General features: G+C 43.8%; 12 protein-coding genes. 8 read left to right on the forward strand and 4 right to left on the reverse strand.

Going from position 1 to position 18,650, the window contains the following annotated elements; genetic code table 11:
- The first annotated feature begins 91 nt into the window (after window positions 1-91).
- Window positions 92-1,555, forward strand: coding sequence for a hypothetical protein (locus R8806_RS15165; protein WP_124316302.1), 1,464 nt, complete (start codon window positions 92-94; stop codon window positions 1,553-1,555).
- A gap of 157 nt (window positions 1,556-1,712) precedes the next feature.
- Window positions 1,713-3,605, forward strand: a complete 1,893-nt coding sequence (gene speA / locus R8806_RS15170) for a biosynthetic arginine decarboxylase (protein WP_124316301.1) — start codon at window positions 1,713-1,715, stop codon at window positions 3,603-3,605.
- A gap of 636 nt (window positions 3,606-4,241) precedes the next feature.
- On the opposite strand, the gene dinB is transcribed toward speA, so the two are convergent.
- A complete protein-coding gene (gene dinB / locus R8806_RS15175; RefSeq protein WP_124316300.1) occupies window positions 4,242-5,318 on the reverse strand; it encodes a DNA polymerase IV in 1,077 nt (358 codons plus the stop codon).
- A 100-nt stretch (window positions 5,319-5,418) separates the two neighbouring features.
- Here dinB and R8806_RS15180 point away from each other — a divergent pair, with 100 nt between their 5' ends.
- Together R8806_RS15180 and R8806_RS15185 are read left to right on the forward strand one after the other, a co-directional pair.
- Window positions 5,419-6,195: a threonine/serine exporter family protein gene (locus R8806_RS15180; protein WP_087419087.1), complete on the forward strand. Its 777-nt coding sequence runs from the start codon at window positions 5,419-5,421 to the stop codon at window positions 6,193-6,195.
- Window positions 6,192-6,701, forward strand: a complete 510-nt coding sequence (locus R8806_RS15185; protein WP_087419086.1) for a threonine/serine exporter family protein — start codon at window positions 6,192-6,194, stop codon at window positions 6,699-6,701. Before R8806_RS15180 ends, R8806_RS15185 begins: the two co-directional genes overlap by 4 nt.
- A 261-nt stretch (window positions 6,702-6,962) precedes the next feature.
- On the opposite strand, the gene R8806_RS15190 is transcribed toward R8806_RS15185, so the two are convergent.
- From R8806_RS15190 to R8806_RS15200, 3 genes are all read right to left on the reverse strand, one after another.
- The gene (locus R8806_RS15190) at window positions 6,963-7,985 is read right to left on the reverse strand and encodes a 1,9-bis(guanidino)-5-aza-nonane synthase (protein WP_087419085.1); all 1,023 of its coding nucleotides are present in this window, start codon (window positions 7,983-7,985) and stop codon (window positions 6,963-6,965) included.
- A 72-nt stretch (window positions 7,986-8,057) separates the two neighbouring features.
- On the reverse strand, window positions 8,058-8,921 hold the full coding sequence (speB, locus tag R8806_RS15195) for an agmatinase (RefSeq protein WP_087419084.1): 864 nt from the start codon (window positions 8,919-8,921) through the stop codon (window positions 8,058-8,060).
- A gap of 120 nt (window positions 8,922-9,041) precedes the next feature.
- Window positions 9,042-10,349: an amidohydrolase family protein gene (locus R8806_RS15200; protein ID WP_229782940.1), complete on the reverse strand. Its 1,308-nt coding sequence runs from the start codon at window positions 10,347-10,349 to the stop codon at window positions 9,042-9,044.
- Window positions 10,350-10,566: 217 nt separating this feature from the next.
- Here R8806_RS15200 and R8806_RS15205 point away from each other — a divergent pair, with 217 nt between their 5' ends.
- The 4 genes from R8806_RS15205 (at window position 10,567) to R8806_RS15220 (ending at window position 18,648) form a co-directional block, all read left to right on the forward strand.
- On the forward strand, window positions 10,567-11,715 hold the full coding sequence (locus R8806_RS15205; protein ID WP_124317718.1) for a FecR family protein: 1,149 nt from the start codon (window positions 10,567-10,569) through the stop codon (window positions 11,713-11,715).
- A gap of 151 nt (window positions 11,716-11,866) precedes the next feature.
- A complete protein-coding gene (locus tag R8806_RS15210) occupies window positions 11,867-15,319 on the forward strand; it encodes a TonB-dependent receptor (RefSeq protein WP_124317719.1) in 3,453 nt (1,150 codons plus the stop codon).
- Between the two features lie 12 nt (window positions 15,320-15,331).
- Window positions 15,332-17,263 carry a RagB/SusD family nutrient uptake outer membrane protein gene (locus tag R8806_RS15215; protein WP_229782941.1) on the forward strand — a complete coding sequence of 644 codons (1,932 nt, stop codon included), beginning with the start codon at window positions 15,332-15,334 and terminating at the stop codon, window positions 17,261-17,263.
- A gap of 53 nt (window positions 17,264-17,316) precedes the next feature.
- Window positions 17,317-18,648 (forward strand): DUF4959 domain-containing protein, encoded by a 1,332-nt coding sequence (locus R8806_RS15220; RefSeq protein WP_151411927.1) that lies wholly within the window; start codon window positions 17,317-17,319, stop codon window positions 18,646-18,648.
- Window positions 18,649-18,650: the final 2 nt, after the last annotated feature.

The raw sequence follows: 18,650 nt of genomic DNA on the forward strand, positions 1-18,650 counted from the left end.
GAATATTCTGCTGTAAGAAGGAGTTCTTTTAGCTTGAGGTACTTTGTTTTCATTATACTTTTTTTCGTATCTTGCGTTGTGATTTTATGATATGATAGATATTCAGGTTAAGTTGCATGATCGGTACTCCGTGGAATGTAAGGTTGGTTACCATGTCGATAGGGACACGGAGGAGAACGAGTTCAGGATGAACACGTGGTTTTTCGTACCTCATAGTTTGGATATTAATGCCTCGACTTATCCCAAGGAGGCTTTTTACCGGGATGTGAAGTCCAACGTGCGTTTGATCACCCCGATCTACACGTTGGAGGAGATTGCGAGTGGCGAATGGACGCCTTTCGTTTTCTTGGAGGATGCGTTCCTGCATTTGGTGGCGGATGGGACGAGGGATGCGTTAGCCTCTTACGAGTACCAGATCAAGATGTTTACATCCATTTTTAAAAGTGCCCTTCGGGGGATGGCGGGAGAGACGATTCATCATGAGGTGGAAAGTGGTGAACGGGAAGGGATGGTCAATCGGTATGTTGAATACGTGCAATTGATCGTGAAACGGTATCGGGATTTGAAGTCCATTATTAACGTGCCGGGAATTCCCCGGGAGGCGTTGAATTATTTCTCTTTCGGGGATGAGTATCTTTCCAATCTGGTGGAGTTTCATACGTTCAAGTTACTGGACGGCTTGAAGACGACGGATCCGGGATGTTATGATCGGATGGTGAAGTTATTGTTGTCTTTGGTACATTCGGAGATTGATTACAAGAAACAGAACGGTTATCTCGTGGCAGATCCGGAGAGTAAGGATCGGAATCGGACGGTGATCTATCGGCGGGGGATGCTGAAGAAATACGCGGAGAGTGATTTGTTCTTGAAGGCATCGAAGAAAAAAGATGGGGTACTGGTGGAGCAGATATATTATAGTATTGCGGCAGGACTTTCCATGATATTTGCCACGGTGGTAGCTTTTTCATTTCAGAAAAAATACGGGAATTTCACGATGCCGTTGTTCGTGGCTTTGGTGGTGAGCTATATGTTGAAGGACCGGATTAAGGAGTTGATGCGTTTTTATTTTGCCCATCGGCTGGGGAAGAATTATTTTGACCGGAAGACAACGATCAGTATGAACGAGAGAGTGGTCGGGTGGATCAAGGACGGGGTGGATTTTATCTCGGAAAGAAAAGTCCCGGAGGAGATTATCGAGCGAAGAGCCCGTCCGGATTTGTTGGAGGCGGACAATCGGAATGGCGGGGAGAAAATTATTCTTTACCGGAAATGGGTGCAGCTCGATCCGGAGGCGCTTGGCGAATATAGCCAGTACGATATTGCCGGGGTGAACGAGATATTGCGTTTTAACGTGGGGAGCTTCGTTCAGAAAATGGATGAGCGGGACTACGAGTTATACGTGCCAAGGGGAGAGGCGGATTACGGCCCGATCATGGGAGACAAGATATATTACCTTAATTTCTTGATACAATTGCTACATGGGGAGCAGGTCGAGTACAAGCGTTACCGTTTGGTGATAGATCGGGACGGTATTCAGGAGATCCAGAAAATGTGAGGTCGTTTGATGGGATTGTTGTTCTGCCTGTCATGATGCCGGGGAGCATGAAATCTAATGGCTAAAATCGTGAAATCCTAGGTGATTAAGCGTATAATATTGAAAATATATTGTAGCTTTGCGGGACAATCAATCTTAATGAGCTTATAGAATAAAAATGAGAAAATGGAGTATTGACGATTCAGCAGAACTGTACAATATTAACGGTTGGGGGCTGAACTATTTTTCGATTAACGAGAAGGGACACGTTACAGTAACGCCGAAAGTCGGAGGACCGAAAATTGACATCAAGGAATTGATGGAGGAACTTCAGGTGCGGGATGTATCGGCTCCCGTGTTGTTAAGGTTCCCGGACATCCTTGATAACCGGATCGAGAAAATCTCTAGTTGTTTTCAAGCCGCGGCAACGGAATATGGTTACACGGGGAAAAATTTTATCATTTATCCTATTAAAGTGAACCAGATGCGCCCGGTGGTGGAAGAGATTGTCAGTCACGGGACCAAGTATAACATTGGTCTTGAGGCAGGCTCGAAACCGGAATTGCACGCGGTGTTGTCGATTGATATTGACGACGATGCGATGATCATCTGTAACGGTTACAAGGACGAGAATTATATCGAGTTGGCTCTTTTGGCCCAGAAGATGGGACGAAATATATACTTGGTTGTCGAGAAACTGAACGAATTGAGAAATATCGCGACAATCTCCAAACGCTTGAAAATTCGCCCGAATATCGGGATCCGTATAAAACTGGCTAGTTCCGGGAGTGGCAAGTGGGAAGAGTCGGGAGGAGATGTCAGTAAGTTCGGGGTAAATTCGAGCGAGTTGCTGGAAGCCATGGATATTCTGGAAAAGAACAAGATGACGGATTGCTTGAAGTTAATCCATTTCCATATCGGTAGTCAGGTGACTAATATACGGCGTATCAAGACGGCGTTGAAGGAAGCCTCTCAGTTCTACGTGCAATTGAAGAATTTAGGATACAATATACATTTCGTGGATATTGGCGGGGGCTTAGGTGTAGACTACGATGGAACACGCTCGGCCACGAGCGGGAACAGTATGAACTACTCGATTCAGGAGTACGTGAATGATGCCGTGTCCGCGTTGGTAGATGCTTGCGAAAAGAATAATCTGGAGCAACCGAATATTATCACCGAGTCGGGACGTTCTCTGACGGCACATCACTCCGTGTTGATTTTCGAGGCACTTGCCAGTACAAGTTTGCCCGCTTTCGATGAAAACGAGGAAATCGACGAGAATGCTCACGAGCTGGTGAAAGAGTTGTATGATTTATGGGAGAACCTGAATCAGCCCCGGTTGATCGAGACATGGCATGATGCCATGCAGATTCGGGAGGATGCTCTCGGTTTGTTTAATCTTGGCTTGATTGATTTGTTCACCCGTGCGCAAGTGGAACGGTTGTTCTGGTCCGTGGCTAGAGACGTGTACGACATGGCAGTGGCCACGAAACATGCCCCGGACGAGTTGAAGAAAATCTCCAAGATGTTGCCGGATAAATATTTCTGTAATTTCTCGTTATTCCAGTCTTTGCCTGATTCATGGGCGATCGACCAGATATTCCCGATTATACCGATTTCTCGTTTGAACGAGCAGCCGACTAAATCGGCAACAATTCAGGATATTACCTGTGATTCTGACGGGAAGATTGATAATTTTATCTCGACGCGTAATTTCTCGTACCATCTTCCGGTACACGAGTTGAATCATAAAGAACCGTATTATTTAGGGGTATTCCTCGTGGGTGCCTACCAAGAGATTCTTGGTGACCTGCATAACCTGTTCGGGGACACGAATGCCGTCCACATCAAAGTGAAAGGTGATGATTACGTGATCGACAAGGTGATTGAAGGAGAGACGGTGGCTGACGTGTTGGAGTACGTTCAATTTATGCCGAAAAGAATGGCTCGTACGGTAGAGGTATGGGTAACTTCTTCCGTGAAAAAGGGAATTATCTCGGCAGAAGAAGGACGGGAATTCTTGTCGAATTATCGTTCCGGATTGTACGGGTATACTTATTTGGAATAATTCGATAGATAATAACAAAATAAAGAGGTCGTGCCGAATTTGTTAAAATGAATCAGGCACGATCTTTTTTTTTGTAAATTTCCTGTCGTGTAAATGTTAACGTGATTTTTACTTGGCCAGATAATCAGCGTGTTAATAAAAATCTGATTTTTAACACTATTAAATTTTACGCAAATGTTTGCGGGTAAAAAAAGATTTGCTAGTTTAGCATCGGTGAAAGAAAAAAAGCCTCGTGCTGTCACAGCAGGAGGCAACCAATAACAAATTTATGAAAAAAAATTGAAGTCTTTTCTTGAAATCCGATACAAAGGTATCGGCTTTTCTTTATATACAAAAAAATTAGTAGTTAAATTTCTGTTATATCGATTAATTTTCGATACACACTTTTATATACGAATACAGGGAGACAAAAGTTAGGATTTATGCTAAAATAAAAATGGTCCGCGCTGTCTCAGCGGGGACCCAAAATACCAATAACAAATTTATGAAAAAAAATCGAAGTCTCTTTTGAAATCCGATACAAAGGTATCGTTTTGTCATCGTAACCTTGTCACTTATGTATTAAGTTTCGGTTACACTATGATTACATTCAAAATATATGCCTATATACGGCCCATGAACGTAAAGGTTTCATAATTAATCAAAATTAATTCTTAATTGCAAAGGATCATCGGTGGTTAATTCTTCGAAAGGATTTGATACAGAGAGACCTAGAAGGCGTATTCTAAATTGCGTAAGTTCTAAATCTTTGAGTAATTTTTTGGCTAGGGGAAGAATATCCTGTTTTGTTCGTAACTCGTGTGCCATAGTGACACTACGTGTCTTTTGGGTAAAATCGTGGAATTTGATTTTCAAGGTTAGGGTATGTCCTTTGAAATCAGACTTTTCTAGTCGGAGAATTAATTCCGTTGTCACGTGGTACAGTTCTATGATGACAGCGATATAGTTCGTCAAGTCATTCTCGAAGGTACTTTCACAGCCTACGGATTTACGGATTCGTTCGGGGGTAACCATTCTGGGATCGATGCCATTGGCAAAATCGTGATACAAGGTACCGGCTTTTCCGAAATTGCGGGTAAGGAATGTCAGTGTACATTTCTTGAGGTCAGCCCCCGTGTGTATGCCTAGTGAGTGCATTTTACGAGCCGTGACTTTGCCGATACCCCAGAATGCCTCGATCGGGAGTTTGGAGATAAAAGCGGGGGCCCGGTCAGGATGTATGGTGTAAAGCCCGTCGGGTTTCTTGTAATCGGATGCGATCTTGGCGAGGAATTTATTGTAAGAGATCCCGGCGGAGGCCACGAGTCCTAGTTTTTCTTTAATCTCTTTCTTGATTTCTCTGGCGACATCGACGGCTAACGGGATGTTTTTTTTGTTCTTGGTCACGTCTAGAAATGCCTCATCGAGTGCAAGGGGTTCGATCATGTCCGTGTATTCGTGGAATATTTCGTGAATCTGCATGGATACCGATTTATAGTATTCCATGTGAGAACCGACGAAAATGAGGTCGGGACAAAGCTGTTTGGCTTTCATGGACGACATGGCAGAACGTATGCCATAACGGCGAGCCTCGTAGCTGGCGGCAGCCACGACCCCGCGTTTCTCCGGACGCCCCACGACAAGCGGTTTTCCCCTGTATTCCGGGTGATCCCGTTGTTCGATAGAGGCGTAGAACGCGTCCATGTCGATATGAATAATTTTTCTGTTTTCCATCTCCCGTTTCGATGAGTAAATATACAACTTTCTCTTGAATTTTGATGTATATTTGCGGCCCCGAATACGAGGGGAAAATTAGGGTAGATAGTTAAATAATATGGAAAGAAAGGTTGATATTCAGGAACTCTCGAATTTCTTGATGGATTACACCACGAGTATGATGGGAGTCGGGGTACACACGGCGAGGGCCGTGAGGAGTGTTTCCCGTATTGCCGAGTCGTTTGGGTATGGGATTGACGTGACGATTTTTCAGAAAAATATTACCATGACGATCAAGCACCCGGAAGATTATTCTATCCGGCGAACTTACGTGCGAAAGATTCCTGCCTTGGCGATTAACTTTCAAGTGATTTCTGAGTTAAGTGCCTTGAGCTGGGAGGCTTACGATCATCATCTGTCGTTGGGCGAGTTAACGGCTCATTACCATGAGGTGATGAACGAACCCCGCATTTCCCGTTGGGTGGTGCTGGTTTTGGTTTCCTTGGCCAACGCGGCATTCTGTCGCTTGTTCGGGGGAGACGGGATTGCCATGATGCTGGTTTGTGCCGCGACTTGCGTGGGTTTTTGGGTACGGCAGGAGATGATGAATCGCCACGTGAATCATATGGTCGTTTTCGTTGTATCGGCTTTTATTGCCTCGTTTATCGCCTCGGCCGGGACCTATTTCGGTTGGGGTAAGACCCCGGATATAGCTTTGGCTTCCAGTGTCCTTTATCTGATCCCCGGGGTACCTTTGATTAATTCGATTATTGATATTTTGGGAGGTCATGTGCTGATAGGTATGTCTCGTGCGGTGAATGCGGCGATACTTATAATTTGTATTGCATTGGGGTTGTCGGTAACATTATTAATTTTAGGATTGGATACGCTATGAACTGGGATTTAGTATTATCTGTATTGCTTGATGGAATTTTTGCGGCGATAGCGGCTATCGGTTTTGCCGTGATTTCCAATCCCCCGAGGAAAGCGATTCTTATTTCGGCTTTGTTGGCTGCCGTGGGCCACGCTCTTCGATTTTACCTGTTGAATCACACGGCCTTGGGTTTAATCCCCTCCACGTTATGTGCCTCGTTTACGATCGGTTTGTTCAGTATTTATTTTGCCCGGTTGATTCATTGCCCGGCAGAGGTTTTTTCTTTCCCTTCATTGCTACCCATGATTCCCGGAATGTATGCTTACAAGACAATCTTGGCATTGATCCGTTTCATGAGAACGGAGGATGAGGAAATTCTCCCCAACCTGATTGTAGAGATTTTCCGCAACGGATTGACAACCGCTTTTGTTTTGGCCGTGCTGGCTATCGGGGTATCATTGCCGCTATTCATTTTCCATAAGCAAGCGATTTCAATGACTCGTTTCCTGCGAAGGAGGAAAGAGTAGAAATACAGTGAGGTGATGACGGTTACTTGTGCCGGAGTCTCTAGGGAGTCTCGTTAGTAAGTTAACGGGAAGTCAACGGGAACTTAACGAGAAGTCGACGGATGGGATTGGTTCATTTGTGGTGGATGAATCATGAATTCACGATTCAGATATTAACGAGAGTATAGTGCATTCCCGAGGCAAGTTACTGGTAATATACCTGTTTGTCGGTAAGGAGGGGAAAAAAGAAAGAGGGAAACTTTCGTTTCCCTCGTGTCGTAATTATTTTTGGAATAATTTGTTCCAGTTTTTGTATTCTCTCTCTTTCCAAGGTCCGTTGTGGTAAACGTAGCTTGCGATAGCGGGAATAACGGTGGTTCCTTCAGCGTAAACCATTTGTTCGTAGGTAACGTCAACTTTACCCCAAGAGCAAGCCTCTTTCAAGGTAGAAGAAGAGCAAGCCCCGTCGCGAACATCGGCCACGGTGATCTGGATGGCGTATTTGTGCATCGGTACGTCGAATCCGAGGATTTCAGCACAAACAACGGTGTCTTGAGCGAAGTTCTTCGGGGTTCCACCACCTACCATGAACAAGCCGGTTGTTCCTGCCTTGATCTTGATCTGGGTCAATTCGATAAAGTCTTTTACAGAGTCGATCGACACGTGTTTGTCGGGGTGTTCCCATTGGTGTTTACCAATTCCGAATCCTGCACTACAATCAGAGAATGCGGGGCAGAAGATGGGTACTCCACATTCGTAGCAAGTCTGGATCAAGCTGTCTTTCTTCACGGCGTGTCCTTCGTGTAACCATTTACCGATTTCCCAGATAAATTCGCGTGATGAATAGGGACGCGGCTCCAAATTGTTAGCGATCTCGTAAGTTGTGTGGTCGCAAGCCTGTAATTCTTCTTCATCGATGAACGTATCGTAAATACGGTCAATGTAAAGTTCTCTTAATTGCATGTCAGGCACATCCTGATGTCCCTTGTAGTGTTTGTAACCAAGGGCCTCGAATAAGTCCATATCGATGATAGACGCACCGGTAGAAACAACCACGTCAACCATTTTGTTACGAACCATATCCACGTAAACCTGCATACATCCGGCAGCACTGGTACTTCCGGCAATGGTAAGAATATTAGTACACTCTTTCTCTCCGACCATCATCATCAGAATATCGGTTGCTCTGGCCGTATCGCGAGAGGTGAATGACATATCGCGCATCGCGTCGATCAATTGGGTTGAGTCATACGACTTGATGTCGATGTGTTTGATAGTGTCTTTTAATAAATCTTTCTTTTCCATTCTATTTATCTTAAAAATATAAGGTACAATTATGAGGACCTTATTGACTCAATTTCGTCATTTAAAATTATTTCATTGGTTTTGATATTTTATGCTCAATATCTGGTAGATCAGTTTGCTAGCCAAGAAGTCAGATGATTTGTTAACTTCGTTGGGGCAAAGTTCTACCACGTCCAAACCGACAATGTTGTGACGTTCGTTGATCAATTTCAGAAAGTTCAGCACTTCTCTGTAATAGAGTCCGTCCGGTTCCGGGGTTCCTGTAGCCGGAAGGATAGCCGGGTCGAAAACGTCAAGGTCAATCGTGATATACACGTTGTCATGTAATTTTTGGGACACCATGTACATCCAGTTGTTACCTTCTTTGGCATCATGTAAATCGTGAGCATAGAAAATACGGTCCGGCATGATGTTCTCTTTTTCTTCAATGGCAGAACTTCTGATTCCTACCTGAGCTACGGTTGCCACTTCCTTGGCACGAGCCATGACACAAGCGTGGTTGTGGGTCGATCCCTCGTATTCGCTACGCATATCGGAATGTGCATCCAACTGCAGGACAGAGAACTTTTCATAGTGTTTGGCGAAAGCCCGGAATGCACCGATACTAACGGAATGCTCTCCTCCCAGGATCACCGGGAACTTTTTGTCGGTTAATATCTTGTCAACTTGTTTTTCAACTTCCTGAGACATGGCTTCCGGAGATGAGGCCTCTGTCACCGGTTCCAAGGTTGCGATACCATGAGTATATACTTCGGAATCCGTTTCAATATCGTAGAGTTCCATGTTAGCCGATGCTTCAAGAATTGCATCGGGACCTTTATCTGCCCCTTTCAGCCACGTGCTTGTCCCGTCATAAGGTACAGGTAATACTACAATCTCGGCAGTTTCGTATGCCGTAAACTCGCTGTCGAGTCCTCCATAATTTTTATTTTCCATATCTAATTGGGTTTATAGTATTTATAAACTCCTTTCTTTGTAAAAAGGTTTGCAAAACTAACGAATATAATTGAGAATTGAAAATGGAAATTCGAAAATGAAAAACTCATTTCCATGTCATCATTTTCGGTTGTCAATCTGGCTGTTAACGATGTGTTTCATGGACTCCATGGTTTCCGTTTTATTGATATTCATAAGCTCCCGGTTGCGCATAATCCATTTCCCGTTTACCATGCTGGAACGAATGTTTTTGCTGTTGGATGCATAAACGATGGCTGAATACACGTCGTAGATCGGGAGCATATTGCTGGCATCGGCATGAATCACGATCAAGTCGGCTCGTTTCCCGACCTCAAGTGAACCCGTGAGGTGATGAATACCGAGGGCTTTTGCCCCGTTGATCGTGGCCATTCGTAATGCCGTTCGGGCGTTGACGGCTTCCGGGTTGTAGAGGGAGCCTTTGGGAAGGAGGGCTGCGAAGCGCATTTCTTCCACCATATCCAGCGTGTTGTTGCTTGCCGTGCCATCGGTGCCGATGCTGACGTTAATACCCGCTTTCATGTATGTATCCGTGTCGGCGATGCCACTGGCCAGTTTTAGATTACTTTTCGGGCAGTGGGCAACGGACGTGCGGGTTCGGGCGTATAATTCAATCTCTTTCGGGTTTAACCAGACGGAATGGGCCGCGATCACGTTTCTGTCCAGCAATCCGATCGAGTAAAGGTATTCGGCCGGAGCCATCCCGGTTTGTGCCGTGAGGTCTTCCACTTCTTTACGGGTTTCTGCCACGTGGATGTGGAGAGGAATATTGTATTTCTCGGAGAGGACTTTGGCTTTTTGTAGCGTCTCTTTTGAACAGGTATAGGGAGAATGGGCGCAAATGGTAGGATGAATCAAGCTGTCCCCGTACCATTGTTGAACGAGGGATTCACAGCGGGCCACCCCTTCGTCGACCGTGTGAAAACTCGGCGTCGGGAAGTCGATCAGGGACTCCCCCACGACGGCCCGGATACCCGCTTTTTTGGCTTCCGAGGCGATGATGTCTTCAAAGAAGTACATGTCGTTGAAACACGTGGTTCCCGACTTGATCATCTCGATAAAAGCAAAGCGGGCGGCAACTGCCACGTTTTCCGGGGTCACCATACGTGCCTCTGCCGGGAAAATATGCTCGTTCAGCCAAGTGTGGAGAGGGAGATCATCGGCATACCCACGTAACATGGTCATGGGGACGTGAGTATGTGTATTGATAAATCCGGGCATCACGATCATGCCTTCCGCATCGAAATACTCCGCGTTGGAAAATTCGATCTTTCCTTCCCTGATCTCTTTTATCTGGTTGTCTTCCACCCGGATGGAACCGTTTTTGATCACCTCCATGTCGTCATTCATGGTGATGATGCAAGCATTGAATATAATTGTAGTTGCCATAGTCTTAATTTTTATGCCAAAGTTAGTGATATTTCCGGGTAGACTTTGAAATGTAAATATGATTTTGTGTAATTGGATAATATTTATCAAGCACCCTCTTTTGTTTCGAATTTCATATTTAACATTGTTAAATGTAATTTTTTTCATTTTCTTAGGTAAAAATGGGGAGAGAAAACTGATATATATACAAAAGCTAATAAAGTTTATTGCAGAAAATATGAGGAAACGTGAAAACGATATTGAGAAAAAGGATTTGGAGATGGCCGAAGAGGCGATAAAGCAATCCGAGAATATAAAAGAGGGGCTTGCTTTTCGGGAGGTTGGAGAGATTGGGGAAAAAATGTCTTCGGGTAAGGTTGAAGAGATGGTGGAATCTGTTCATGAAGTGTCGAAGATCGATAAGAAAGAATCGGTTAAAAGAATGTTGACCGAGATAAAGAGACGGGGGCGTAAGAAACGAATGGTGCGTGTATGGAGGTCTGCAGGAGGCTCTGTGGCTGCGGCAATACTTGTGTTCTTTACCTTGACGCAATGGTTACCGTGGGGAGAGAAACTGGAGGAGAAGAAAATACCCACGATTGCTTTAACCGAAATAAAAGTGCCGACTTTAATTACCATGGAGAATGATCATGATATTTTATCTTTAGAGACATTGGATTTGAAAGATGCGAAAGTGGGGTATATCGTTAAGGAATCGGGGCTATCGGAAGAAATAATTGATGCCGAGAAACCGATACGTTATAATCGGGTTGTTATTCCCGCAGGTTTCACCTATAAAGTTAAACTTGCTGACAGTTCTGTTGTGACCTTGAATGCCGGTAGTGAATTAAGATTTCCGAATGAATTTCGGGATTCTTTACGGGAAGTGGAGTTTTCCGGGGAGGCATATTTTGAGGTAAAGAAATCTGGTAAGCCCTTTGTCGTGAAAGCCGGGAATACACGAGTGAGAGTCTACGGAACGCGATTTAACCTGTTTTATTGTGAAAAGCTGGCATTATCCGAGGCGGTTTTGGTGGAAGGGAGCATTGGTATGACGGCGAATGGTAAAGAAACTAAGATTACTCCCAATCAACGGGTATTTTATTCCATGAAGGATTCATTGGTGCGTGCTGAAAATGTAGATCCGGCGGATTACGTCGGTTGGTTGGGAAATAGTTTTAAATATAATGGGGCAAGGTTAGATAAAATTGTTTTTGACATTGCCCAGTGGTACGGGGTAGAGATTCAACTTGCCCCGGGGTTAGAAAAACAAACCTTCTCGTTGGAGTTTGACAAGTCATCTACCGTCGAGTGGGTGGTGCGTGCTTTAGGACTGATTATTGACAAACCTATCAAAACAGAAGGAGGTGCATATTATATAGAGTAAATTCATATTTACCAAAAAAGAGAATCTTCTTAGAGAAGATTCCCTTTTAAAACATCACCAAAAGGTTCGATTTCTCAGGTCAGAAACCTTTGGTCGTTGTTCATTCATTACGACGTAAGTAAAAACGTTACATCTAATTTCTCACAAATTTATGAAAAAGAAAGTGGAAATCATCAAAACAGGGGCAAATAAAATTGCCGTCGGTATATTTTTGTTGTTTATTTCGACGTTGTGTTGCCCGAAACAGCTTTTTGCTTCTGAATTTATAGAAGTACAACAACAAGATCAAAAGAAGGTTACTTTAAACTTGAAGGACAGGACTTTAGTAAATATCCTGTCGGAAATTAAAAGACAAACGGGTTTGGCTTATGGCTTCCGCGATAATCGGGATGCCACTTCGAATGAACGTTTTTCGATTCAGGTGAAGGAAGTCAGTGTCGATTCTGCCTTGACCGTATTGTTGAAAGGATCAAAGTATTCCCACCAGATCGTGGGCGATTTAATCCTGATCAGTACAAAAAAAGATAAAACTGCCGAAGAACAGAAGGACTTGATCATGGTGAAGGGAACGGTCGTTGACGAGAATGGGAACCCGATTCCCGGGGCTACAATTCTTGTTCACGGAACATCTCGGGGTATCGCTTCGGACATGGAAGGACGGTATTCAATCGAGGCCAAACCGGATGACGTGCTGAAGATTACCTTCGTGGGGTATAAGGATGAAGTAATCCCAATCAAGGGTAAGACTAAAATCGACGTCCGACTGAATCCAACGGTTGAAAATATCGAAGAGGTTGCTGTTGTTGCTTTCGGTACGCAGAAAAAGGAGAGTGTGGTTTCGGCCATTACGACAGTGGATGCTTCCATGTTGAAGTCTTCCAATAGTGATCTGACCTCCCAGTTTGCTGGGAAAATTGCCGGTATGATTGGTTGGCAACAGGGAGGTATTCCCGGAGCCTTGACCGAGGAGGAAATGAATACGAAGTTTTACATTCGCGGTATTACTTCTTTTCAATCGGGAGCAAATATTGATCCGCTGATTCTGTTGGATGGGGTGGAGGCCTCTAAGTTGGATTTGGCCCGTATTGATCCGGAAGATATTGAGACTTTCAGTGTGATGAAGGATGCTTCTGCCACGGCGATGTATGGTGCCAGGGGGGCAAACGGGGTAATTATAGTGACGACCAAGAAAGGGCAGGAAGGTTCGGTCTATACTTCTGTTCGTTATGAGGCGATAGCAACGATGCCGACAGATGAGATTGATGTCGTGGACCCGATCACGTGGATGGAAATGTATAATCAAGCTCTGTTGAGCCGAGATCCTAATGCCACTCCTAAATATTCGGCAGAGCGAATTTCCAGAACAGGAAGTAAGAAATATCCTGATTTCGTTTATCCGACCAATGACTGGTACGATGTCTTGTTCAAAAATTTCTCGATAAACCATCACATGGGAATTAACATTCGTGGGGGATCAAAAGTGATTCAGTACTATGCTTCCGTTAATCATAACCGGGATGAAGGGATGTTGAAGACCGACCGATTGAATCAATTTAAGGTGAATATTAAGAATAATAATACTTCTTTTCGGTTGAATTTGAATATCGATTTGAGTAAAGGCATTAAATTGGTTGTAAACTCTTTCACCACGCTCGATTCTTACCATGGGCCTTTGGAAGATGTAAAAACAGCCTATTCTTTGGCTTTTTATGCTAATCCGGTGGATTTTTCCCCGACTTACCCGGCTGATGACACGTACAATTGGCCGCATTTACGTTTTGGAAAGTCGCGGGATAGCGAGAATCCGTACGCCTTGATCCAGCGGGGATACGTGGATCGGAGCCGTTTTTCCACGATAAACCGTTTGGAATACATCCAGAATCTCTCTTTTCTGTTGAAAGGACTTGAATTCCGGGGAGATGTTTCTTTCAGTCAAGCCGGTTATTATTCCAATCCATACATGACAACGCCTTTCTACTATAGTTTGTTAGATTATGATCATGTTACTGGTAAACATACTTTAGAAGCATTAAATCCGGATGAGGGAAAAAGAACTTTATCCAAGGGGAATGGAACAACAACCGGATCGAATCAGCTGGCTTATAATATTAAGATTCTGCACACGGCGGCATGGAAAGACCACACGACTTCTTATTTGGCCGTGTTATCCGGACAAGAGTCCCTTCAGTCTACTCCCAATAGCGTATTGGACGGTATCCGTCGACGTAATCTAGGGTTATCCATGCGTCTTTCATACGGATACAAGGAACGGTATTATCTTGAAGGTAGTTTCGGTTATAATGGTTCAGAACGTTTTGCGAAGGATCATCGGATGGGATTCTTCCCTTCGGTTGGAGGTGCATGGGTTGTTTCCAAGGAGCCGTTTTTATTGAGTTCGTCTAAATGGTTGTCATTTTTGAAACTGAGATTATCTTATGGAAAAGTCGGGAATGATGGTATCATTAATACCCCGCGTTTCGTGCATCTTCCGAGCATAGGGCAAGATCAACCGTCTGGTTCGTTCCGTCCGGGATTAGGACAGATTTCGAGATATAGAATCACCGGTTATCAAAATAATGATGTGACTTGGGAAATTGCAGAACAGGCGAATCTGGGACTTGAAACCAAGTTTTTTAATGGCTTGTTTGAGGCTACGGTTGATATCTATCAACAAGTTCGTCATAACGTGTTGGCTAACCGTACGGTTATTCCGGAAGCGATGGGACTGGGACTCCAACCATTGGATAATATTGGTAAAGTTCGATCTCGCGGGCTTGATTTTGCGGGTAAGATTCAGCATGCTTTCAATTCGGATCTTTGGGTAATTCTAAATGGTACGTTTACCTATAGTAAAGCAACCTATCGGGAAATCGAAGAAGCTGCCGATAAGCCGGAGTGGCAATGGAAAAAGGGACACGACATTTCGCAACAGGTCGGTTATATTGCCGAGGGGTTGTTCCGTGACCAGATGGAGATCGACAACTCTCCGGTTCAAGGTGGAGATTTAATGCCGGGAGATATTCGTTACCGGGATATTAATGACGATGGCGTGATAGATGTGAAAGATGCTGTGCATATCGGTTTTCCGACAACGCCCCGTATCATTTACGGATTTAATGGTTTTATCAATTACAAAGGACTGGAATTCAGTTTTGCTTTCCAAGGGTCCGGACAGCGAGGATTCTTTATTAATCCGGCAGCGATCTCTCCTTTTTATGGGAATCATGCTTTGCTGACGGCGATTTATAAGGATCACTGGTCTGTGGATAATCAGGCGGAAAGACCGTTATGGCCCCGGTTATCGACAAAGAGTATCACGGCTCACAATCCACAGGAAGATTATACAACAGATAAAGAAACTCGAATGAGTACCTATTTTTTGAAAGAGTGCCGTTTCTTGCGTTGTACGTCGTTGGAATTAGGATATAATCTTCCCAAAAAGTGGTCACGTAAATTGGCATTGAAGAACTTAAAGGTGTATGTGCGTGCCAATAACCCGTTCTTAATCTCGAACTTTGATCTTTGGGATGTGGAGTTAGGAGGAAATGGATTTAATTATCCGATACAAAAAACCTATTCGGTTGGTTTGAATGTAAACTTTTAATGTATCATGATTATGAGAAAATATTTTATATCTGTTATTGCGATTGTTGCATTGGCTTTTACGGCTTGTGACGATTATCTGGATCAGGTGCCGGAAAAGGACGTGGAGACGTTTGAATCCATTTTCGAACGTAGGGCGAGTGCTGATATATGGTTGACTCAGGCTACAGAGTTTATGGCTGGATCTTTTTTCACCGGGTTTGGTGGTAATGCAGGAGTTGTCGGGGCGGATGAATTCGTTACCGGGAATTATTTTCGGGATAACAATATCGCTAAATTATTCAATATTGCGGATGGCCTGCAAATGAGTCAGGATCCGTTAGGAAACATTTGGACAACAACTTATTATTCGATCCGGATGTTGAATACGTTTATTTCCAATATTGATAATGTGTACGATTTGACAGCTGCCGAGAAGAGAAATTGGAAAGCAGAGGCGATAGCCGTAAAAGCTTTTTATTATTTTGAATTGATGAGACGTTACGGCCCCATTGTATTAGTACCGAAGAATATTGACGTGAATGCTGATTTGGCCGAAATGCAGATCCCTCGCTCGCACGTGGATACTTGTTTTAATGAGGTCGTTCGTTTACTGGATGAGGCGATTCCGGATTTGTTATATGGTAAAGAGAGATTAATTTCTCATAAACTCTTCTTGAGCAAGGAAGGTGCGATGGCATTAAAAGCCCGCGTGTTACTTTATCAAGCATCACCTCTTTTCAACGGGAATGAGTATTACGTGAATTTTAAGGGAAAAAAGGGAGAACAGTTGTTCAGTACGGAATACGATCCGGAAAAATGGAAACGGGCGGCGGAGGCTGCAGATGCTGCGGTGGAGATGTGTGAAAGTCGGGGATATAAATTAAAGACGGGTGAAGGAAATAAGGCAACCAAGTTGTTGAATCAGATGCGAGATATTGAAATGTCGATCTGGGAACCGAATTACGAGGGCGAGGAAGCTGTTTTCCTAACCGGAAATGCTTCGATAATGAATTCGTATATCATGTTCACATTACCTCTTTTCCCCGAAGGTCATTCGGATCGGGATGCGTTATTGACCGGATGTGTGGCTCCGAGTATGAAGATGGTTGAGATGTTTTATACCAAAAATGGTCTTCCCTTGAACATGGATAAGGAATGGGATTATGCCAATCGTTACAAATTGGGACGGGAAGTGAACAATGATTACCAGAATGTTGTGGCATTAAATGAGGATGTTTTGAATCTACATCTGAAACGGGAGCCTCGTTTCTATGCCAACGTGGCTGCCGATCGGTGCTATTGGCAACGCGGACCTGCCGCGAACAAGAATATGCTTGTACAAGCTTATCGGGGAGAGGCATTCGGAATTCACGAGTCTTTTTTGTTGTATTCTCAACCGCAAAATTTGTGCGGTTATTACGTGAAGAAATTCTCTCGTTCGGAGGTACAGACTTATCAATATACGAGTAATACCGGTAGTTTGGGCGATTGTCGGTGGCCGATGATCCGTTTGGCAGAACTTTATCTGATTCAGGCTGAGGCGTGGAATGAGTATTTGAGCAAACCGGATGATAAGGTGTATGAATCTTTAAACAAAGTGCGTAGGCGTGCCGGTATTCCCGACGTGGAAATTGCTTGGAAGGAACATTCCTCTCAACCACATAAGATTGAGACAAAAGAAGGAATGAGAGAGATTATTCAACAGGAAAATTTTGTAGAATTTGCTTTTGAGGGCCATCGGTTCTGGGATTTGCGGCGTTGGAAATTGGCTCATCTGGAATTGAATGACAAACTTTTGGGATGGAATGTTTTGGGGGAGAATGCCCGTACGTTCTATAATAACTTCGAAGGTCCGGTGGTTGTATGGGATAAGGCGAAGTTCGTGGCTCCGCGGGATTATCTTTTCCCGATAAAGGCGGAAGAAGCTATGATTGCCGGGTACGTGCAGAATCCCGGATGGTAAATGAATTTTAGATTTACGATTTTGATTGTAGATTTTAATCTTTTAAAAATAGAATGATGAAAAATACAATTTTGATATTATTACTGATATTCGGATTGTTTGCCTGTGAGGACAACGATTCCTATTTTGACGCTTCGATTCCCCAGGAAAATGTTTCGTTCGAGGCCATTCCGGGAGGGGCTATCATGCGTTACACCTTACCTGAAAATACAGATATTTTTGCCGTTAGAGCAGAGTATGAAGATTATAAGGGAAAGAAAATGATCAAGATCGCCTCGTATGCTTATGATTCTCTCGTACTTGACGGGTTTAACGAGGCTCGAAATAACGTGCCGGTACGGGTGTCATTGTTGAATCAGAGTAACGAGGCATCGAAAGCGATGGAGTTTACTTTCAACACGCAGGATTCCGGTCCGGTGGCTTTCTTTAACAATATAGAAGTGCTGCCTTATTGGGATGGATTCCAGGTGAAATATAAAGTTCCCTGTGCGGCTACCGGACTTTGTAACGTGTTTTTTATCGGGACAAATCCGATGACAAAGGAATTAGATACCCTTTTACTGGAGACTTTTGCCATTGAGGCCGGGGAGAATGTGAAATATTATTCTTTGGCTCAAAAAAGAGACATGAATACGGTTGTCGTGAAGACGGAAGATTTCAGGGGAAATGTGGCCATGCAGAAAATATACGAGGGAATTGCCTCGTATAACGTGGAAAAATTGGATCCATCGAATTTCGAATGGTTAGACCCGTTCTCTTTGTCCGTGGAGAACGATAACCAAGGATTTATGGTTGGTTGGAAGTATCTTTTTGATGGCGATGTAAAAGGGTCCCGGAAATTGGCTTTTCAAGAATCTTGGGGTAACACGCTGTCTCCGGCGAATATGTATTCTTTTGTAACCCTCCCCTATGCGGTGAATAAGCCGGATGCCCCGAAATATTTTATTTTGGATATTAAGGAACCCAAGCAAGTGTCCAGTATTAGAATGTACGGGATGTTAAATCTGAATACTATGACAAAACCGTCTGTTTTCGTAACCTGTTATGGAACGATGTTGCCTAATGATGTCACGATATATGCCTCTAATGATAAAGATGATAACAATTCTTGGGTCAAAGTGGGTAATTTCTATCAGTCGCTGACAGCGGCGGTTCCATGGATACAACGTGCTGGTGATGTTGACAATTCCACGAAAATAAAGACAACCAGTGAACTGGAAGCCGTTGAACCATGTTACCTTACGGTTAATTTTTCTGTTGATAATCCTCCCTACAGGTATTTCAAAGTTGAATTTAACAGTGTTTTCAAGAAAATACCGAATCAATATTATGAGAATACCACGGAACGGGTGACTTTGCATGAGGTTGAAGTATACGGGAAATAATA

It is taken from the genome of Butyricimonas faecihominis (genome assembly GCF_033096445.1).
In the GTDB taxonomy this organism is placed as follows: domain Bacteria; phylum Bacteroidota; class Bacteroidia; order Bacteroidales; family Marinifilaceae; genus Butyricimonas; species Butyricimonas faecihominis.